At 61.5% G+C, this 17118-nt stretch carries 23 protein-coding genes and 1 pseudogene; 12 read left to right on the forward strand and 12 right to left on the reverse strand.

The window, feature by feature from the left end:
* The 3 genes and pseudogenes from E4P09_RS17065 to E4P09_RS17075 all read right to left on the reverse strand — a co-directional run.
* Positions 1–1046 (reverse strand): annotated as a pseudogene (locus E4P09_RS17065) (hypothetical protein); the annotation flags it as partial.
* Positions 1043–2116 carry a carbohydrate-binding protein gene (locus E4P09_RS17070; protein ID WP_137390841.1) on the reverse strand — a complete coding sequence of 358 codons (1074 nt, stop codon included), beginning with the start codon at positions 2114–2116 and terminating at the stop codon, positions 1043–1045. The pseudogene E4P09_RS17065 and the gene E4P09_RS17070, both read right to left, overlap by 4 nt.
* Before the next feature lie 548 nt (positions 2117–2664).
* Complete coding sequence (locus E4P09_RS17075; RefSeq protein WP_137390842.1) at positions 2665–3177, reverse strand: hypothetical protein; 513 nt, start codon at positions 3175–3177, stop codon at positions 2665–2667.
* Between the two features lie 165 nt (positions 3178–3342).
* Here E4P09_RS17075 and E4P09_RS17080 point away from each other — a divergent pair, with 165 nt between their 5' ends.
* Both E4P09_RS17080 and E4P09_RS17085 read left to right on the forward strand, forming a co-directional pair.
* Entirely contained in the window at positions 3343–4131 is a 789-nt protein-coding gene (locus E4P09_RS17080) for a hypothetical protein (RefSeq protein ID WP_239025251.1), read from the forward strand.
* Positions 4132–5309: 1178 nt separating this feature from the next.
* The gene (locus E4P09_RS17085) at positions 5310–5543 is read left to right on the forward strand and encodes a hypothetical protein (protein WP_137390844.1); all 234 of its coding nucleotides are present in this window, start codon (positions 5310–5312) and stop codon (positions 5541–5543) included.
* A 257-nt stretch (positions 5544–5800) separates the two neighbouring features.
* Here E4P09_RS17085 and E4P09_RS26900 read toward each other — a convergent pair whose 3' ends face one another.
* Positions 5801–6151, reverse strand: a complete 351-nt coding sequence (locus tag E4P09_RS26900; protein ID WP_428977728.1) for a Rap1a/Tai family immunity protein — start codon at positions 6149–6151, stop codon at positions 5801–5803.
* Between the two features lie 271 nt (positions 6152–6422).
* Between E4P09_RS26900 and E4P09_RS17090 the strand changes: the two genes are divergently transcribed.
* Positions 6423–6698, forward strand: a complete 276-nt coding sequence (locus E4P09_RS17090) for a hypothetical protein (RefSeq protein ID WP_137390845.1) — start codon at positions 6423–6425, stop codon at positions 6696–6698.
* 30 nt (positions 6699–6728) lie between these two features.
* Here the strand turns inward: E4P09_RS17090 and E4P09_RS17095 are convergent, their stop codons facing one another.
* The 3 genes from E4P09_RS17095 to E4P09_RS17105 all read right to left on the reverse strand — a co-directional run bounded on the left by E4P09_RS17095 (position 6729) and on the right by E4P09_RS17105 (position 10166).
* Complete coding sequence (locus E4P09_RS17095) at positions 6729–7223, reverse strand: hypothetical protein (protein ID WP_137390846.1); 495 nt, start codon at positions 7221–7223, stop codon at positions 6729–6731.
* Positions 7220–7555 carry a hypothetical protein gene (locus tag E4P09_RS17100; RefSeq protein ID WP_137390847.1) on the reverse strand — a complete coding sequence of 112 codons (336 nt, stop codon included), beginning with the start codon at positions 7553–7555 and terminating at the stop codon, positions 7220–7222. The genes E4P09_RS17095 and E4P09_RS17100 overlap by 4 nt, the downstream gene beginning before the upstream one ends.
* 259 nt (positions 7556–7814) lie before the next feature.
* On the reverse strand, positions 7815–10166 hold the full coding sequence (locus tag E4P09_RS17105) for an AAA family ATPase (RefSeq protein ID WP_137390848.1): 2352 nt from the start codon (positions 10164–10166) through the stop codon (positions 7815–7817).
* A 209-nt stretch (positions 10167–10375) separates the two neighbouring features.
* Here E4P09_RS17105 and E4P09_RS17110 point away from each other — a divergent pair, with 209 nt between their 5' ends.
* Positions 10376–10591: a hypothetical protein gene (locus tag E4P09_RS17110; protein ID WP_137390849.1), complete on the forward strand. Its 216-nt coding sequence runs from the start codon at positions 10376–10378 to the stop codon at positions 10589–10591.
* Here the strand turns inward: E4P09_RS17110 and E4P09_RS17115 are convergent.
* The 5 genes from E4P09_RS17115 to E4P09_RS26270 are packed head-to-tail and all read right to left on the reverse strand — an operon-like array spanning position 10563 to position 12957.
* A complete protein-coding gene (locus E4P09_RS17115) occupies positions 10563–10940 on the reverse strand; it encodes a hypothetical protein (protein ID WP_137390850.1) in 378 nt (125 codons plus the stop codon). The genes E4P09_RS17110 and E4P09_RS17115 overlap by 29 nt on opposite strands.
* Positions 10933–11145, reverse strand: coding sequence for a hypothetical protein (locus E4P09_RS17120; protein WP_137390851.1), 213 nt, complete (start codon positions 11143–11145; stop codon positions 10933–10935). Before E4P09_RS17120 ends, E4P09_RS17115 begins: the two co-directional genes overlap by 8 nt.
* On the reverse strand, positions 11145–11399 hold the full coding sequence (locus E4P09_RS17125; RefSeq protein ID WP_137390852.1) for a hypothetical protein: 255 nt from the start codon (positions 11397–11399) through the stop codon (positions 11145–11147). The genes E4P09_RS17120 and E4P09_RS17125 overlap by 1 nt, the downstream gene beginning before the upstream one ends.
* Positions 11396–12034 (reverse strand): hypothetical protein, encoded by a 639-nt coding sequence (locus E4P09_RS17130; RefSeq protein WP_137390853.1) that lies wholly within the window; start codon positions 12032–12034, stop codon positions 11396–11398. The genes E4P09_RS17125 and E4P09_RS17130 overlap by 4 nt, the downstream gene beginning before the upstream one ends.
* Before the next feature lie 38 nt (positions 12035–12072).
* On the reverse strand, positions 12073–12957 hold the full coding sequence (locus E4P09_RS26270) for a type II toxin-antitoxin system TacA family antitoxin (RefSeq protein ID WP_205042161.1): 885 nt from the start codon (positions 12955–12957) through the stop codon (positions 12073–12075).
* Positions 12958–13124: 167 nt separating this feature from the next.
* Here E4P09_RS26270 and E4P09_RS26275 point away from each other — a divergent pair, with 167 nt between their 5' ends.
* From E4P09_RS26275 to E4P09_RS17165, 8 genes are all read left to right on the forward strand, one after another.
* Complete coding sequence (locus tag E4P09_RS26275; RefSeq protein ID WP_205042163.1) at positions 13125–13808, forward strand: DUF6378 domain-containing protein; 684 nt, start codon at positions 13125–13127, stop codon at positions 13806–13808.
* A complete protein-coding gene (locus tag E4P09_RS17145) occupies positions 13805–14269 on the forward strand; it encodes a crossover junction endodeoxyribonuclease RuvC (RefSeq protein WP_137390854.1) in 465 nt (154 codons plus the stop codon). The genes E4P09_RS26275 and E4P09_RS17145 overlap by 4 nt, the downstream gene beginning before the upstream one ends.
* Complete coding sequence (locus tag E4P09_RS17150; RefSeq protein WP_137390855.1) at positions 14269–14583, forward strand: hypothetical protein; 315 nt, start codon at positions 14269–14271, stop codon at positions 14581–14583. Before E4P09_RS17145 ends, E4P09_RS17150 begins: the two co-directional genes overlap by 1 nt.
* Before the next feature lie 158 nt (positions 14584–14741).
* The gene (locus E4P09_RS26055) at positions 14742–14903 is read left to right on the forward strand and encodes a hypothetical protein (protein WP_170984480.1); all 162 of its coding nucleotides are present in this window, start codon (positions 14742–14744) and stop codon (positions 14901–14903) included.
* Complete coding sequence (locus tag E4P09_RS17155; RefSeq protein WP_137390856.1) at positions 14900–16186, forward strand: DEAD/DEAH box helicase; 1287 nt, start codon at positions 14900–14902, stop codon at positions 16184–16186. The genes E4P09_RS26055 and E4P09_RS17155 overlap by 4 nt, the downstream gene beginning before the upstream one ends.
* A gap of 10 nt (positions 16187–16196) precedes the next feature.
* Positions 16197–16427: a helix-turn-helix domain-containing protein gene (locus E4P09_RS17160; protein WP_137390857.1), complete on the forward strand. Its 231-nt coding sequence runs from the start codon at positions 16197–16199 to the stop codon at positions 16425–16427.
* A 1-nt stretch (position 16428) separates the two neighbouring features.
* On the forward strand, positions 16429–16605 hold the full coding sequence (locus E4P09_RS26060) for a hypothetical protein (RefSeq protein WP_170984481.1): 177 nt from the start codon (positions 16429–16431) through the stop codon (positions 16603–16605).
* Between the two features lie 58 nt (positions 16606–16663).
* The gene (locus E4P09_RS17165) at positions 16664–17116 is read left to right on the forward strand and encodes a hypothetical protein (protein ID WP_137390858.1); all 453 of its coding nucleotides are present in this window, start codon (positions 16664–16666) and stop codon (positions 17114–17116) included.
* Positions 17117–17118 lie beyond the last annotated feature (2 nt).

The following is a 17118-nucleotide window of genomic DNA, read 5'->3' on the forward strand; positions in this document are numbered from 1 at the left end:
CGACCGCCTGCGCCGCCGCCATTCGCGCCGCCGGCCCCGCCAAGGCCGCCGCCGCTGCCTGCGCCGCCGGCGCCGCCGGTCAACAAATTGGTCCCAGTCGCGTCGCTGCCATTCGCGAATGTCCCGGCACCGCCCGTACCGCGGGTCGAGCCCGGGCTTTCACCCCCAACGCCGCCTTCAGCAATGCCGCTACTGGCCCCAGTTCCGCCATTGCCCGGACCAGAGCTCGCCGCGTGCCCACCGGTGCCGCCAGCGCTCTGGGACGTGCCCGTGCTGGCTCCGCCGCCCCCGCCGCCGGCGCCAGCGATCGCCAAAGCGGTCGATCCGCGGAAAACGGCCGAATACCCGCCCCCGCCCCCGCCACCTCCGTTCGCCGCGCCAGCTCCGCCGCCGCCACCGACGAGCACCGCAAGGTCTTCCCCGGCCGTCACCGCGATGTCGCACACCAGGAACGCCCCGTTGCCACCCCGACCGCTGTCGGCCGACCCGGAAGTGGTCCCCCCGGAGCCGCCACCGGCCCCTTGCACCTTGACCCGGATCGATGTCACCCCGGCCGGCACCGTGAACGTGCCGCTTGATGTGAACGGCACGAGCACATCCTCGACAACGATTGCTTCGGCGTTCCCGGTGCCCACGAATTCGACCGCCCCAGCCCCTTCGCCCACCGCAATCAGCTTCCCGGCCGCCTGGGACTGGAACTCGACCGCCCCGGCGCCGCTCGCCCCGGCGATTTTGAGCGCATTGGCGACCGCGCTGAACTCGACCACACCGTGGCCGTCGCCGTATTCGATCCCTGCCGGCGAAATCTTGTCCGCAACGCCAACTCCGACGAATTCGACCGCCCCGGAAGCGCTCGCGGGGAACAGACAATTCGAATTCGCTGCCGCGGAGAACTCCACTGCCGCCGCGGAAGACCCAAACCGGATCAAACGGCCGATGCTCTGGCTGTCGAACTCGATAAACGCCTGGGCAGACGCGGTTTTGACCTGCGGGGGCCCGGCCGTGTCGAGATAGAGCTCGATTCCGCTCGCGAGGCCCGACCTCATATCGCCCCCTTGAGGTTGACCCAGCTCGAGCCGTTGTAGCCTTCGAACTCATTGCTCGACGTGTTGAAGCGGATCATGCCCCGCTGAGCAGGGCTCGGCCGCTGGCCGGTCGTCCCGACGGGGATTTTCCATGCACTTGTGGCCGCGGCGGTTAGCGCCGGCAGCGAGCTAGCATTCTGCTGAGCCATGTCGCCCAGGCCGATCACATCGCCAGGCACGTGGGTGTGGCCGATAGGCGATTTTCCGATCTCGAGCGCCGTGATGTCGCCCTCCGCGGTGGTGACCCGGGTGCTCAGAGCGTTGATCTGCTCCTGAAGCGGGTTTTCCTCGTCCCCCTGGAGCACCTGATATATCTCGTCGATCGCCGCTTGGACGGTGGTCGAGGACAATCCGCTGACGGAATTGCTGTAGGAGACCAGATTGGCGCTCGTGGCGTTCAGCTCCGACACCAAAGCGATCGTCCGCACCTCGACATTGTCGGTCCCGGCGCTCGGAGCGACGTCGAAAATGATCTGGGTGCCGTTTATCGAGTAAGCACCGACCGGCTGGATTTGCCCGTTGACGATCGCGATCACGTTTTCGGCCGCCGCGGGCGCGAAAGTCAGGTCGAAAGTGGTTTGGACGCCATCGCCGTCGAAGGTCAGCGAGGTGAGGGTGGCGGGAACATCGTTTAGCACGAACTGCGAGAAGTTCGCGATGAGCTCCCATCTGCCGTCGGTCAGATCGGCAACGAAATCGGCGCCGGAGACGTGCGCGACGATGCACCGGTAGAAGCTGCCGGCGTAATAGACCGTGCTCGAGGTGGTGTAAGATACCCCGGTGGCCCAGGCGGTGGGCGCATCGAACCCGATCGAGATGTCCGCCTTGAGCTGGTCGCGGCCGACGCTGGCGTTCACGAGCGCCCCATCGTCCCGCTGAATGAGCTTCAGGTTGGCCAGCGTCTCGTCGATCGTGCGCTTGACCGCGTTGAACTCGCCGTCGACTTTGTCGGCCGGCAGCGGAGTGTTCGGGTTTAGCCGCTGGAAGCTCTGGAATTGGTATTGGCGGTTGTAGGGTGTGGGTTGCGCCACGGTTCGAGGCCCATTCGTGAGCAGCTCAATACCGCTGGCGAGGCGGCCCTACGTCCGGCGTCGAAAATAGCGTGTTTTGTCTAGATGCTCAAGCGACAAAACGAAAAGGCCCGGCAGCGGGGGTTCTGCCGGGCCCTACACGTCAAGGGGAGGGAACAATGTCAAACGACACTGTCGAATTTGTCAAAATTGTCGGGCGATGTCAAGCGAGAAAAAGCCCCGCGGTCGGATGGGGGCTGTGGCCGCGGGGCCAGTGTGAACGCAGGTCTGCCCGATCTGTACCGTTATGCCCACGAGACGCAGGGAATGCAGATCGTGGGTCGGTTCGGCACCTCCCCAATTCGGACATTAAGGCGACAATAGGGCAATCGGGGAGGGTGTCAACATCACACGGACATTTTGATTTCACCAAAAATTTCTCGGACCGGCACCCGGGCCTTGCGCGCCGCGCCCCCACCCCCCGGGCGGGGGGGGTGGGGGACCGACCCTCCCTCATGCTCGAGCGCGGCAAGCCGCACCAATCGGCGCCAAGCGTCTTGCATAGACAGTTAAGTGTCAAGCAAATCAATGACTTTGGTATCATCGCCTGGCGTGTTTGGCGCGAGGGTGATGGTTTTGGCCCTGTTGCCGAGCTCTTGCTCGAGCCGTCCGATCGCCTCTCGCAACTCGTCACTACTCAGTTCATCCAGCCGCTTTTCGCCGAGCGGCTGGCCGCTCTCACGGCCGCGCGGCGCTATGAACCCGGCTCGATCGGCGAGCGCCTTAGCGGCTTCCAAGCGCAACCTCGACCCAGCACCTTTGAACGGTCCTTTCGGGTCGGCTCGCGCCAAGTCGTACATAAGCTGAATCGAGTAAGGCCCGATCTCGGCCGCGAGGCGAGCGCGGACGGCCTCATAGATGGCGCTTTGCACGGCCGGATGGCGCGTCAAAATCCATGCCGAACGAGCTGGATCTGCATAACCCGCCTTGGCTGCAGCAGCTGCCGGCGGAACGCCATGCGCGACTTCACGCGCGTAGGTCAGTTGCTTTTCCGTGAGACCGTCTACAGACGGCAAAGTCATTGATTTTCCTCAACTTCTGCACGCCAGTCTTGGCCGAAACTGTCATTATCTGTCCAAAATGTCCAATTGTGATGTTGACAAACGTCAAAAGTGTCGTACAGTGTCAACATCACAACTCGACAAAGAACCTCAGCGATCCGGGGTTCCCTGCAGAAGGAGATGGGGATGAGCACAGCGCAGATCATAGAAGACCGTTTGCCGCTAGTCCGGCACCTGAAGGCCGGCGCCCACAGTCCGAACGACGAAGGTTCGTGGTGCGCCATGGAAGCGGTCGCTTACGTTGCCGGCGAGCCATGGTCTGACAGCCCGCAGTGTGCCTGCCCTGTCATATCGGCCTTCATGCGTTCATGGAACGACAGTCTTCCTGATGATGAGCGCGATATGCTCCTGCTTCCGCTCATTCCAAAGCTCGTTGGCACGCGGAAAGACAAAGCTACCGAAGAACGTCGGGCGCTTATGGCTGCGGACTGGCTCGTCCGTGTTCATACACCGGAATGGTTGCGCCTCGCTGGTCTCACTGCACAAGCCGAGACATTGGAGTCGTTGCCTGAAATCACTTCGATGGCGCAGGTTCCGAGTATCCGAGGGCCGATCGAAGCGGTTCGAAAAGATGCGGCCGTCGCTAGGGCCGCCGCTATGGCCGCCGCTTGGGCCGTCGCTGGGGCCGCCGCTGAGGACGCCGCTAGGGCCGCCGCTATGGCCGCCGCTAGGGCCGCCGCTATGGCCGCCGCTTGGGCCGCCGCTTGGGCCGCCGCTTGGGCCGTCGCTATGGCCGTCGCTGGGGCCGCCGCTAGGGCCGCCGCTATGGCCGCCGCTTGGGCCGTCGCTGGGGCCGCCGCTGAGGACGCCTCTAGGGCCGCCGCTATGGCCGCCGCTAGGGACAAGCTCGAACCTACGAAGAAGAAGCTGCAAGCGTCAGCGGTTCTGCTGATCGAACGCATGATCGCAGCCTGATAGGAGCATGGGGGATGAGCGGACATACGCTGGATAGCGGTTGCTAGGTATTGTGTAAACCCAACCCGCAGACAAGCCCCAGCGATCCGGGGTCCTGCAGAAGGAGATGGGGATGAGCAAGGTAGCAACGATCGTCGGCACGGCCGGCATGTGCAGCGATGACGGTCGGTTCGCGGACTATTCCGAGGTGATGCAAGAGACGGCATAGCCACGCCCACAGTGTCCAATATGTCATGATCGAGGGAACACCAATGGACAAGCGAACGCCCGGTCAGGTCGCGTATGAGGCCGATCTAGCAGCGGAACCGCTCTACAACGACAGAACGCGCCGTAAGACCTGGAATGAGCTCGGCGAACTTGAGCGCTGGTCATGGGAGCGGAACCCCACAGCTCGCGCCCAAACTGCCCGAAATGACCTAAGGGGGGAACGACAAATGCAAGTGATCAAACAATTCGCTGACTGCGCCGTGCTCCAGTTGGAGCCAGGAAACTACATGGTGCTATCGAGCAACAATATCGTGCTGAAGCACACAACCTCGATAGCGCGCGCCTATAGATACGCGGAATGGTTCCAAGGTGTTCGGCGCGCCCGCAGTGTCCAAAGTGACGCAAAGGAAGCTCGACAATGCCGACAATCCGTACACGAAATACAACCAAAGCCTGGAGGCCGGCACCATGACTAAAATTGTACGATCGATAAGGTTCCGGACAGCTGAGGAGCTCTGTGAGGCTCTAGGTGAACTAATCAACTCAGTGCCAGCTGTCCGATACATCTACGGCCATGGCTTTCGCTACCACGGCTTAGTCCAACTAGCTCAGCGACGCCCGTACGACGGCCAGTTGATCTACGACATACACATCCTTGAGGACCCGGACGACAAGGAAGACTGTGTCCCGGAGCCCAAACCCAAGTCGAAGCGTCCGAGGCGAGATCGGCGCAGATAGGCGCCGCTAAGCACGCCTGGAGTGTCCAAAATGTCACAACATGTCAGAGAGCACCATCATGCCGCGTTTCATCTCCCTGTGGCTCGGCCTCGCGTTCATCGCCGCCGGCACCGCGCTAATCGCCGCCCTGTTCCTTCTGTAAAGGCGGCAATCATTCAGCAACTCATCGTGGCAAGCGGCCTCATCGCAGCAACGCTGCTCGTGCTGCTCGCCACTTTCATCGGGGGAATGTGATGAACCGGTACCTCAACGCGTGGGTATGGCGCACGGACAAGGGCTTCTTTTGGATGGATGACGAGCCCTATTCGATACCAAACGGCCCGTTTGCAACCGAGATGGAAGCCATCGACGATTGCCGCATGTGGTGCAACCCTGGCAGCTGGGTTTTCATGCCGCCGCCATCTGTGGTTTACCCGGCAATGAAAGACCAGCCGGAGAACTGGGGAAACTCAAATGCTAAACATTGACCAGGATCGCTTCGAGCTAGGCGCGCGGAAAACAGCAAAAGGCGAGTATTTCCCTCTTTGCTTCGATCGGAAAACAAGGACTAATGTGCCTTGGAACCTCCCCCAACGCACCAAACGTGGTGCACTAGAACTAGCCGCCGCTCTCGCCTCTCAGGTTCTCCGCAATGAGGCGCGCCAATGATCACGCTGATTGTGATCGCCTTTCGATCGGCCTGCGCTGTGCTTGTGCTCGGGCTGATCGTTCGGGCTGTGGTGGGCTAGTCGCAGGGCCAGCTCAAAGCAAACGCAGCAATTACTATCCCTGTAAAGTCTTCGTTGAGGATTGAAGGCTCGGAATCCATGAAACGAACAACCACTTTCGCTAGTTGCCCTGCTGTCACCGAGGACGGTATGCATGAGCGGACTCGCCCAGACAATCTACGACCTTCTCTGGCCCATGTCATCAAAACGCCATAGCACTCACCTGCGCGAAATGAATTCGCAGCCTGCGGCCAAAACGCTGTGACAGCCAATAATCGACAGCCCTCTAGCACCTCGTTACCGGTCGATGCCTTTGCAGAGGTAAACGCAAGCCCCATAACAATAAGCGCGAAGATTAAACGCCGCATCGTCAACACCCCCTATGTGTGATGTTGACAGGCTCCTATATCTGTGTAAAGTGGCTTTCAAGGTCTCGAAAACCTTCAAAGCCGATGGCGGTCAGCAGCAACCCGAAGATCTGCTATCCAGCCAAAACAGTTAGTCCAGGGTCCGCATGTGCATGTCCAGGGCGCAAGCCTAAAGACATGTGGGACACGACCATCGGCGTGTTTTCGAGCCCTGGGCGCCTGTTGCTCGAAACAGCATGCGCTCCCTCTCAAACCGATGGAGCCATTTCCCATGTCCAAAACCATCTACAAGACCGTCCGCACGACCACGACGACCGCCCGCAAGATCGCGCCAAAGAAACCAGCTCCCAAACCCGCAAACGACAACCCGCCAGTAACGCCGACGCCTCAGCCCCTCGTTCGAATCACCGGACCGCTCTACGAGATCACGGTATTCGAAAACTGCTCGATCATCGCCGGCACATTCCCACCGGAGATCGGCAAGACCTTCATCTCGGCGTGGCTCGCGTATCAAACCGATGTAGTTTCGCAGAGTGAAACGGCCTAAAAACGGCCTCAGAGGGGCCGTAGAGCGCAATCATGCGTTCTCCGGCCCATCACACATGCCCAACGCACGAAGCCACTCCTGGCGCTCCGCAAGTGCCCTGGCGGCGATCCTATAGACATACCTCGGCTCGTATTGCTGATTGGAGTGCCTACGGGGGTCGAAGTCCGCATTGAACGCCCGTTCCAGGTAACCGCGATCGAAAAGCTTCTGCTTGACCCAGATGCGCACCGACTTCTTCGCGTAGCCTTGCATCATGGGGTAGAGATCGGTCACGCCATACCACTGGCCCGGCTCCATCCGCGTGACCAACAGCTGCCAGCCCGGCAAAGGTCCCGCCGGCTCGGTGATCGTTCGCCCACGTTCGAGGTAGCGCAGCGCCGATCGCCTTCGACGCGCTTCCGCCTGCCGCTGACGCCGCCGCTGCTCGATGGGGTCGTCTGGCCCACGACGCTTGCGCGGCTTCTGTCGCCGCGGCTGCATCTTGATCAGCCGTTCGAGGATGGAAGACCCAGCGCACCCTGTCACTGCAGCGCTCCGTCGATATCAAACGAGATGCGCTTGCGGTATTCCTCGATGTTCAAGAACGCTCGATGCGCGTCTTGCGGGTCTATTCCGTCCCGTACAACACAAGTGTGGAACGCGATGAACATGAGCGCGATCTGCATCTCCTTCGAGTGCCCGTGGAACTCTCGGTAGCAGCACCCACCCGTCATCAAAAACTTCTCGGACCATCCATTTTCATCAGGCCAAGGCCCGACCTCGATAGAACCCGCCGGCGCTTCTCCATCCTCTGGATCACTCTCGGCCCAGCGAGGCTGCCAGGCGACCAACCATCCCGTAAGCGGCAACTTCAACATCGCGGTTCACTCCTTCCTCATCGCGGCCCGGCCGCGGCTACAACCTTTTGTCAACATCACAAGCGAGACCCGGGGTTGGCGCCGTAAGGGGGAGCTTGCGCGCTTTGCGACAAGCGCAAGCGCACCCCTTATAGGGTGGTCTCATAGTCTCAAAAGCAAACCCTTGATAAGCCAACGTTTTCTCCGTTCGAGACAACAGCCCTAGAAAACACCCATGGTCTCAAATGGCGCGTTCCGGGTAAAGCGCTGAAATTACATGTCAACTTTCGTTCGAGACCGCGGTCTCATTCCTCGTTGTCTCATTGTTTTCCAACTTTACGAGACACACGTGACGCCCTCTTTTGCCTTGTACGAATTGATCGTCAGTCAGCTTGTAAACATCACAAATCTCTTTCGCACCGGGGTGTGTGAACGCCCGTACGATCTGCCTCCGGAGGTTCACGGGCTTCCTGTCGGCATACATCGGATCGATCTCAATCATCTCTTTCGCGAGGTCCGCGACGGTGATCAGGTCCCTTCCATCGGCGATATCGACAGCGTCTTTTATGACGCGCGCCACAGCTTGCTCCGCCTTATCCGGGCCTCTAGCCATCTCGACCGGGACAACCATGCCGATTTCCTCCTGGCTGGAGGCCAGCATCACGCCCGTACGCTTGTAGAAGAGCGTGCCTTTGCCTGGGACCGTCAGGTTGTTCTTGCCGCCGTCGAAGCGGAGGTACCGCCAACGCTCGTCCTCCGGCACCCCGTAGTCCTGGGCCATCTTCTCGCTCATGGAAACGAGGGTCGCGTGCATGCGCACGAAGCCCGTCACGGCGCTCGCTCCACGGCCGGAATCGATATTGCCGGCGTGGCCGTCAGACTCGCCTGCAGGCGGCTTTCGGGTGTGGTGTGCGAAGCAGATCGCGCATCTCTCCTGGGCCGCGATCGATGTGAGAATATCCCCGACCTGGTCCATTTGGTTGTTGTCGTTCTCGTTGCACTGATGCGTCTTGATCAGCGGGTCGATGAACACGACGCCGATCTTATGCTTGTGAATGTATGCTTGCAGCGCCGCTGCATGCTCGGTGGGCCTTACGGTGCGCCCGTCCGGGCCAAGTTTGGCCAGCACCATTCGGTTGCCGACGCCGGAACGCAGCCTGAGCCCGGGCCTCCCGTCTATCCGCAGATCATCCCACGTGAGTTCGTAATACTGCATGATGGCGGCGAACCGCCGGCGCAGTTCCTTCAGGTCGTCCTCTTGGTTCCAGAACAGCACTGGGGTTCGCTCGACAACCTTCATGCCGGCGATGTCGGATCGGCCGGCTGCCAGGCCAACGGCCATGGCCATCTCGAGCGTGGTCTTGCCCACCCCGGGCGCGGCAACGATCTCGGCGACGAATTCCTTGGCCAGGAAGCCATCGAGTATCCATTCACGCCGCGGGATCTCGGCGGGGTCGAACTCTTCGTTCTCATCCTGGATCTCCAGCCCAAGCCGGCGCATTGTGTCTTCGATCGATTCGGGGGTGGGCTCGGTTAAATCGATGGCATCGGTATTACCGACATCCAACTCGACCGGGCCGAATTCCTCGCTGGCCGGGACCGTATCAACCCGCACCCACGCCCGACGCAGTTGACGCTCCGCGTCGTGCTCGGCGCGCTCCTGCAGGTCGATATGCTCCCAGGTCCAAGCCAGCTGGGCGTATTCGAGCACATCGAACCCCGCCTTGCGCATGAGCATGGCGAATTGCCAGAGGTAGCCGCTGTTCGATTGGTCGTGGCCGAGTGGCTCGCCGCCCCATAAGCGGCGCAGTGGGTCGTTGCGCTTCAGTTCGCGTTCGAACTTGTTGCGGAGCACGTCCGGCAGCTCGTCATATTCCAGCTGCGCCACGACCTGGGCCATGTCGATATCCGGCAAGCCCGCTTCGGCCTTGTGCTCGGGTCGCACCGGCGGCAGCCAGATCGAAAGCGTCTGGTCGTCATAGACATCGTCGCTGCTGGCCAGAACCGATGCGACCGTCGTGGTTCTGCCGCGGGCGATCTTTTTGGCCGTCGGGAGGTTGATCGTGAACGGCAGCCGGAGCACCCGGTTGATGTCCCAGGCTGGGTCACCAGTGAGCTTGAGCCGGATGGCGTTGCCCTGGGCCTCCGCCCATTGGGCCCAGTCCTTGGCTGGCAGCTTGGTTGCTAGCCGCCAGATCGGCTGATAGCCGGCGCCGCTATCGACAATGATCGATGGCGGGGCGATCAGGTCATTCTGCAGCTCTCTCATGAGATCGAGCAGCCGTTGTCGCTCTTGCTCGAGCTGGGCTGCGTCGCCACTCGGGTCCACGTCAGCGTATAAACAGCGGATGTTCGCTATCTCGGATTTCAGCAGCTTGGTGTGGCGGGCGTGTGGTTTGGGCTCGTTGGCGCTGTAATAGATGTTGCGCTTGCCGAGCCATTTCTTGATCCATGCCGCGATTTGATCCCACGAGTTCGGCGGGAAGGTGCGGCCGATCACGCGGTCGATTCGGTTGCCCTCGTCCGGGTCGATCGCAACGAGGTTGTGCCACCCGGTCGGGTCGAGCAGCTTGAGGTGGGCGACCGCTTTGGTGACGCTGGGCGGCTCCTCGAACGGCGGGAGGTCTGTCATTTGATGTGTCCGTTTGGCATTGACGCCACTGAGCGGGGCGCTGTTCCGTGCGCCGCCGGGCCTTTGGGATATGCAGCCATACCGGCCCTCGTTTGTCGAGAAGATCTTGCGACGTATATAGACAAATTGGACACGGTAGGCGTGCGTGAACGCCTCCCGGGTTGGGCCCGCTATTGACACGTTGCTCTTAGTGTTCTCATTCTGTTCCCATGAAGAAGATCAAGGGACAGATCCGCTTTTCCGACATGCGCCGGGGGGAAGTCCTCGGCAAGTGCCTGCTGTGTGGGCACGTCGCGGAGATCGACATCAGCCAGTTCCCGCCTGGCGATAGATTGGTCCGTCACGAGTATCTGGCGTGCTCTGCCTGCGGGGTGAAGGACGCGGTCTATTTTCAGGTCACCCGGCTGCCGGATCTGGGGGAGTAGCGCAAACCTCATCCCTTCGGGCCTCTATGAGGCGGGCGATGCCTTCGGCATTCAGCTCTCCATGTCCATTGCGGGCGATCCTGGCGCACTCGCTGTAGATCGCCCTGCGTATTCCCTTCATGACCTCTAGAATGTCACTGCGATCCTGCCGCAGCTCCCCCACCGTCTTATCCCTCTCCACCAGCACGGCCTCTCGTATGGTGCGCTCTGCCTCAAGCTCGGCAATGCGCTTGCGCAGGCTGGCGAGGGCCTCGGCTGCGTCATAGCAATGATTGGCGCCGTAGGTGCGATGCTTTGCTAACTCACGCAACCGCTGCTCCAGCCGTTCGATCTCTGCTAGGTCAGTCATGGACGGGCTCGATCTCGATATTGATGCGCTGGGTTTTGTTCTTGGGATCCAGGCTCGGGGCAGCGAACACTACCCGCTTCACCACATACGGCTCGGGTGGCTCCCTGAGCATCACCTCATCACCGACGCGCGGGATTATAAGCCAGAAACGGACGGCGATTTCCTGGCCGTCTAAGAAAAAATAGACGCGCACTCTGTCTGCCATCACCCCTCCTCCTTACCGGCGAGGGCGGCGCGGCCGGCGTCGATCTCGGCGCAGCGCCCGGCAAACACCCCGTCGTTGTAGGCATGCCACATGTCGTTGGCCGCGCGCAGGGCGGATATTCTGCGCCAGAACCGTTGCCTAGCTGCCTGCCATGCCGTGGCGCCGTTGGCTGGATCGGCCCGGCCGTCCTGATAGGACCACCAAATTTCGACGCGCCATCCGGCCCGTTTGACATAATAAATCCGGCCGGTCATGGCTTGCCTCCATTGGCGAGGGTGCGGATAGCGCGGGAGATCCCGTTCGCCACGGCCACAGCTGTCCTGAGTTCTTGCGCTGTCATTTCCCCGCAGCGCAGTAGCAGTTCCTGATGCCTGCCCCACTGGTCTGCTGCCTCCGCCGCCTCCTCCAGCGCCTCGCGCCGGATCTGCTCCCGCGCCCGGTCATCGGCTGGGGCGGGGTGGGCGTAGAGCTGCCACCCGCTCGGCACAGCCTGGTCCGGCTTGGATGCCGTGAGGGCTTCGATTGCGTCGGCCGCGCGGTCCATGAGCTCATCGGCAAATTCATAGAGTCCGAATGACGGTATCGCCGCCAAGCCTTCACGCAACTCCCGAATAAGCTCTTTATAGGCGCCTTCTGCTACCGGCCCGCTCGGCTGCGGGGCCGGGTGAAGGTATAGCTTGGTCCCCACGGGCACCTTCGCTGCTTCAAAACAGGCCATAGTGAAGCCTGAAGTGCCAGCCATCCCTCCGACTACGCCGACCGGCTCCTGCGCCGCTGGTGGTTGTGGGGCGGCGGCGAGGGCAGCAGTTAAAATCTCGTGCATCGCCCCATTGCTTGGGCTCACCTCCGGCCGCCCTTCAATGAATTTCTCGCGGGCAGCTTTGATCATCTCCTGCGTGGGAGAGACCGGCACAAGACGCCACTCCGTCATGGCTTCACCTCGATTGCTGAGAGGATGCGCTGGGCATAGTCGGCCTGGGCTGCTGCTTTGGCCTCGTCGTCACTTTCGCATAAGTGAGAACCGGTCCCTCGATTAACACCGTCGCCTTCCAGCCACCATTGCCGTTCGATCACAACGTACTCGCCTGCTACAGACTTCGCAGTCCAGCAATCCTTACTAGCTCTGATACCGTCCCCGCGATGCCACTCCAGCGGCTTGACCTTCACCGCCCCGCCGCCCCGGTGAGCCTCATAGGTAGAGATGGCGGCACGAACGGCTGTGATAGGGTCTATGCCGTCAGCATCAAAGTATGCATCCAACGCCGCCTCAATCACCGCCTCCCGTCCCGCGTCGGGCCAAGGTGACGGCTCACTCATCAGCCGCCTTAGCGCCTCATTCGGAGGAGGCGGATTGTCCAAGATCTCCACGAGATCGTCGTAAGCGGCGTCATCCTTCCGGCGCTCTGCGGCCTCGCACTTCGAGCAGTAGTAAGGCGAAGGCGGTAACCCACGATCGAAACCGTTATCAGCTTCACCACCGCAATTTGGGCACTTGGTAAGATCAGGCTCTCGACGGGATCGGCGGCGCTCTGCGGCCTCGCGGAGGGCGGTGGCAGCATCGTAAGCCGCATTCTGGATCCAATCGACCGGGCACGCCCCTCGAAAGAATGGCTCATATGGTGCGGTCTCGTCGGTCCAGTCTCCAGTGTGGTGGTACGCTTTCCCGGCGCAGGCGACCGCCGATAAGATGCGATCAATTGCTTGAACGCCGGTCGAGGTGAAGCCGTAGTAGTAGGCGTCCATCCTCATCGGCCGCTCGAACTCCTCAGCGCTCGGCCCATTGGCGTTGCCGTCGGTCTGCTCGTCTACCATCCCGCCCTCCGTCAAAAATGTCGTATATTGTGTCGTGTGAATTTGACAAATAAGACTTGCATCATCGTTAGCGATCTGTCAACTTGTCGTTAATCGGCGGGTCGAGGAAGGTTGATCTGTCGAACGCAACGGGACAGATTCGACGACGATGGCAACGGAGATCAATCATGGATCGCACGGAAACGCTGGAGCGGGCCAAAGCGGCTGTCTGCGACCGGCCAGGGGTTTATGGGGCACCAGAGAATAATTTCAACCGCATTGCACGGCTTTGGACCGCTCACCTTCTGAACGCATACGCGCCGGACAGCAGCTCCCAGCTGCTGATCCCACACCTTAGGGCGGCCGACGTTGCCGTCATGATGGGCCTGGTCAAGGTGGCCCGGCTCGAGGATAAGCCCGACCACGCCGACAGCTGGGTCGACCTTGCTGGATACGCCGCTTGCGGCGCAGAGGTGACATACGCGACAGGTGCGCCCGACGTGTCCGAAATGTCGCAAACGTCGGGTGAAACGTCGCAACGGCGCGGGTTGAAGGTGGGCGATGTGGTCCGCCTCCATTCCGCGCCGCGGCATTTCTGGAAGCTCCAGGACCGGCTCGACGAGCTGGCGAAGATCGTCGCTGTCGACGAGCGTGGCAGCACCGTGCGCCTATCGTTCGAGGGCGACATAGACGACAGGGAGAATGATCTCTGGGCGCCGATGCATTGCGTGGATCTGGTGACCCGTGACCAGGCCGAGGACTGTTTCAATACAGAGATCGATCTGCAGGCGTTCTTGCGCAGTGTTAAGGATTTTGGGCCCCTCTGCAGGGCCGTCGAAGCTCTAAATCGCGGCGCATCCTACCTCAAATGACCGTCGTCCTCGCGCTCGACCTCGGCACGCTTTGCGGCTGGGCGTTGGGGGTCGTTGAAGGTGGCGATCGCGCCTTGTCATACGGCCAATGGAACTTGAAGGATGACCGGTTCAGCGGCGGCGGCATGCGCTTCGTGCGCTTCCGGGCCTATCTCGACAAGATGCTCGAGGGCTGCCCGATCGACCGGGTCTATTTCGAGGAGGTGCGGCGGCACCGGGGCGTCGATGCCGCCCACGCATACGGTGGTTACTTGGCAGTCCTCACCGAGTGGTGCGAATCAAACGCCGTTCCCTACGACAGCGTTCCCGTCGGGACCTGGAAAAGGTGGCTGACCGGCAAAGGCAACGCCAGCAAGCAGGACGTCATCGACATTCTCAAGATCATGGGCCACGACCCGAAGACCGAGGACGAGGCCGACGCGCTTGGGGTGTTGCTGTTCAAGATCAGCGGGAGGGCGTGATGTGCGTGTGGCTGCCCCAGACCGAAACTGAAGTGCAGCACGCTCGGGCCGTGGAGGAAGCTGCGCGGGAGAAGATCCGCGCGATGCAGTCCAAGGAGAGCCTGCACTCCCCGACTCACCTGACCGCCGCGGCCACTCGGGAGCAGTTGTTCGATGAGATTGAGCGGCTGCGGCAGAGAGATCACGCTCGGGACTACATCGTCGCTGCCGAGACCCTCGATAGGTTCGTAAAAGATATCGACGTTTGGTTTCGGGAACGCTTCCGGGCCATGGGTTTCTGGGGCCGGCTGCTTTTCATTCTTGGACTTAGGTGAACAACCCCAGCCTGGGGCCTCCACCCGCGGCCCAGAGAGGACAGGGCGGGCACAAACAAGGGCACGGAACGGTAGCCCAGGCCGGGGTCCACCGACAGGTGGATATGCATTGAGAGCCGCATTCCGTGCAAGTCCTCACTTAATTCGGGAGGTGTCTCATGAAACGCTCCATCTCCATACCCGACACCAAGGTCGTCTGCATCCTACGGGACGCCGATCGGTGGAAGATCTATGACGGCGTGCTCGTGATCATCAACCCGGACCATCCCCCGCGGGTGGTCGACCTGAACACGGGCGAAGAGCGGGAGTTGCGGGTATGACCAGCCTGTTCCCATACCAGATCGATGGCGCCAACTGGCTCGCCGGCAAGCGCGCCGCGCTGCTGGCGGACGACATGGGGCTTGGCAAGAGCGCCCAGGCGATCGCGGCGTGTGATGCGGTTGGCGATGACGGGCGGGTCATGGTCGTCTGCCCGGCTTCCTTGGTCGAGAACTGGAAGCGCGAGTTCGACAAGTTCGGGACCGGGCGCCCGATGCTGACGGTCATGTCTTACGACAGGGCCGCGCGCGGCGAGGCTCTGGCGCTTGCTGAGATGGCAGGCAAAATCGACGTCCTCATTATCGATGAAGCGCATTATGCCAAAAACCGCTCAGCCAAGCGCACCAAAGCGATCTACGGTCCCAAATGCGACGGCGTGGGCGGCCTCGTGGAGCGGGCGCGCCACGTCTTCCTGCTCACCGGCACGCCGGCGCCGAACAATGCGAGCGAGCTGTGGACGCACCTCCGAGCGCTGGCGCCGGAGCTGATCGAGAACCCGAAGCGACCCGGCAAACCCATGGCGTACTGGGACTTCGTGCAGCGCTACTGCAAGACCCGGGACAATGGCTTCGGGGTGCAGATCATCGGGTCGAAGAACCTCGCCGACCTGGGCGAGCGCATGAAACCGTTCTACCTGCGCCGGCGCAAGGACGAGGTTCTGAAAGATCTGCCGCCGATCCGGTTCGACCAGATCTATCTGGAGGGCAAGGCGCCAGCCGAAGGCAGTGAAGCCAAGCGGATCGCCGAGGTGCTCGATAAGGAAGGCATCGAAGGGCTGCAGAAGATCGCACCCCATGTCGCGTCTCTGCGGCGGGTGACGGGGCTCGCCAAGATCGAGCCGGTGGTCGCCTGGGTGAAGGAATGGTTCGAGGGCGGCGGTTCGAAATTGGTGCTGTTTGCTCACCATAGGGAAGTCATTGAGCGGCTGCATGACGGGCTCGTGCAATTCCTCGACCCCGGGCCGGTGTTCGTGACCGGGAGCCAGGAGCAGGGGCTCCGGCAGTATGCGGTGGACGAGTTCCAGAACGACCCGAAGGTGAAGGTCTTCATCGGCCAGATTCAGGCGGCCGGCACCGGGTTGACGCTTACCGCGTCCAGCGATGTGCTGTTCGTCGAGAGCTCATGGGTTCCTTCGGACAATCAACAAGCGGCCATGCGCGTGCACCGCATCGGCCAGCGCAACGCCTGCACCGTGCGGTTCGCCACGCTGGCCGGGTCTATCGACGAGCAGATTCAAGCCGCGGTGGCACGCAAGACGGCCGACATCGCTCAACTTTTTGGCTAGAGTGTCCAAAATGTCCAAAATGACGCGCGAGAAAATAGACAAAGGGCTGGCGCTGTACGCCATGGGCGTGCCGGTGCGCCAGATCGCGAAGGAGCTCGACGTGAGCCACACCCTCGTGTGGCGCTACATCACCCCGGCCGGGCAGCGCTACATCCACCGGTACCGGAACGAGGACGAGAAGGCGAAGCACCGGATTGTCATGCGCACCCGGCGCGCGGTTCAGAAGCTGATGGAGGGTTGAGATGAAGAAGGTCGTAGTCGAGGAGTTGGAAGGCGGCTGGGTGCTGGATTGGCACGATCCGCGCAAGATCGAAGATTACTCGCGATGGCTCTACCTGGATAATCGGCCATCGACCAGCGGTCGCGAGATCTACACCGACAAGAAGAAGCTGTTGAAGCGCCTGACAGATTTTCTCTGAGGTAAACGCTTGCCTATGTTGTCAAAAATGTCATGAAGTGTCGAAAGGAAATCAGGACATGATCAGATTGGAAATCACCGGCGATTCGGTCGAGGAGTTCGGCAAGAAGGCGGCCGGCATGATCAGCATGCTGCAGGCCGGCCTCAATGCCCCGCTGCCGAAGGGCCGGGCTAAGAAGGCAGAGCCCCGACCCGAGGTGATTGATGCCGAGCCGATGGACCAGCCGAGGCTGCCGTTGAACGAACCGAAGCCCGAGCCCGAGGTCATCGAGGCCAAGGTCGAACCGGAGCCCGAGCCGACGCCGGAGCCGAAGGTCACGCAGATGGAGATCGCCCAGGCGGTCAAGGATGCGGTCGAGGCGGCCGGCGGCGGCAATGTCGGCGCGCAGAAGGTCAAGGCGGAAGTGTTCGAGCCCCTCGGGATCGTCGGCGTGAAGAGCTGCCCGCCTGAGCGCTACCCCGTGTTCCACCAGCGGCTTCTGGAGTTCATCGCCGCTCACAAGAAGGGGTGAGC

Source organism: Rhodoligotrophos defluvii, assembly GCF_005281615.1.
Taxonomy (GTDB): Bacteria; Pseudomonadota; Alphaproteobacteria; order Rhizobiales; family Im1; genus Rhodoligotrophos; species Rhodoligotrophos defluvii.

What these genes read in the sequence shown, in the direction of transcription:
- E4P09_RS17120 (WP_137390851.1), bottom strand. Translation starts at nt 11,145, where the DNA reads ATGGCAGACAGAGTGCGCGTCTATTTTTTCTTAGACGGCCAGGAAATC.
- E4P09_RS17080 (WP_239025251.1), top strand. Translation starts at nt 3,343, where the DNA reads ATGAGCACAGCGCAGATCATAGAAGACCGTTTGCCGCTAGTCCGGCAC.
- E4P09_RS17160 (WP_137390857.1), top strand. Translation starts at nt 16,197, where the DNA reads ATGTCCAAAATGACGCGCGAGAAAATAGACAAAGGGCTGGCGCTGTAC.
- E4P09_RS17115 (WP_137390850.1), bottom strand. Translation starts at nt 10,940, where the DNA reads ATGACTGACCTAGCAGAGATCGAACGGCTGGAGCAGCGGTTGCGTGAG.
- E4P09_RS17090 (WP_137390845.1), top strand. Translation starts at nt 6,423, where the DNA reads ATGTCCAAAACCATCTACAAGACCGTCCGCACGACCACGACGACCGCC.
- E4P09_RS17085 (WP_137390844.1), top strand. Translation starts at nt 5,310, where the DNA reads ATGAACCGGTACCTCAACGCGTGGGTATGGCGCACGGACAAGGGCTTC.
- E4P09_RS17105 (WP_137390848.1), bottom strand. Translation starts at nt 10,166, where the DNA reads ATGACAGACCTCCCGCCGTTCGAGGAGCCGCCCAGCGTCACCAAAGCG.
- E4P09_RS26060 (WP_170984481.1), top strand. Translation starts at nt 16,429, where the DNA reads ATGAAGAAGGTCGTAGTCGAGGAGTTGGAAGGCGGCTGGGTGCTGGAT.
- E4P09_RS17100 (WP_137390847.1), bottom strand. Translation starts at nt 7,555, where the DNA reads ATGTTGAAGTTGCCGCTTACGGGATGGTTGGTCGCCTGGCAGCCTCGC.
- E4P09_RS26275 (WP_205042163.1), top strand. Translation starts at nt 13,125, where the DNA reads ATGGATCGCACGGAAACGCTGGAGCGGGCCAAAGCGGCTGTCTGCGAC.
- E4P09_RS26055 (WP_170984480.1), top strand. Translation starts at nt 14,742, where the DNA reads ATGAAACGCTCCATCTCCATACCCGACACCAAGGTCGTCTGCATCCTA.
- E4P09_RS17130 (WP_137390853.1), bottom strand. Translation starts at nt 12,034, where the DNA reads ATGATCAAAGCTGCCCGCGAGAAATTCATTGAAGGGCGGCCGGAGGTG.
- E4P09_RS17150 (WP_137390855.1), top strand. Translation starts at nt 14,269, where the DNA reads ATGTGCGTGTGGCTGCCCCAGACCGAAACTGAAGTGCAGCACGCTCGG.
- E4P09_RS17125 (WP_137390852.1), bottom strand. Translation starts at nt 11,399, where the DNA reads ATGACCGGCCGGATTTATTATGTCAAACGGGCCGGATGGCGCGTCGAA.
- E4P09_RS26900 (WP_428977728.1), bottom strand. Translation starts at nt 6,151, where the DNA reads ATGCGGCGTTTAATCTTCGCGCTTATTGTTATGGGGCTTGCGTTTACC.
- E4P09_RS17075 (WP_137390842.1), bottom strand. Translation starts at nt 3,177, where the DNA reads ATGACTTTGCCGTCTGTAGACGGTCTCACGGAAAAGCAACTGACCTAC.
- E4P09_RS17145 (WP_137390854.1), top strand. Translation starts at nt 13,805, where the DNA reads ATGACCGTCGTCCTCGCGCTCGACCTCGGCACGCTTTGCGGCTGGGCG.
- E4P09_RS26270 (WP_205042161.1), bottom strand. Translation starts at nt 12,957, where the DNA reads ATGGTAGACGAGCAGACCGACGGCAACGCCAATGGGCCGAGCGCTGAG.
- E4P09_RS17165 (WP_137390858.1), top strand. Translation starts at nt 16,664, where the DNA reads ATGATCAGATTGGAAATCACCGGCGATTCGGTCGAGGAGTTCGGCAAG.
- E4P09_RS17110 (WP_137390849.1), top strand. Translation starts at nt 10,376, where the DNA reads ATGAAGAAGATCAAGGGACAGATCCGCTTTTCCGACATGCGCCGGGGG.
- E4P09_RS17155 (WP_137390856.1), top strand. Translation starts at nt 14,900, where the DNA reads ATGACCAGCCTGTTCCCATACCAGATCGATGGCGCCAACTGGCTCGCC.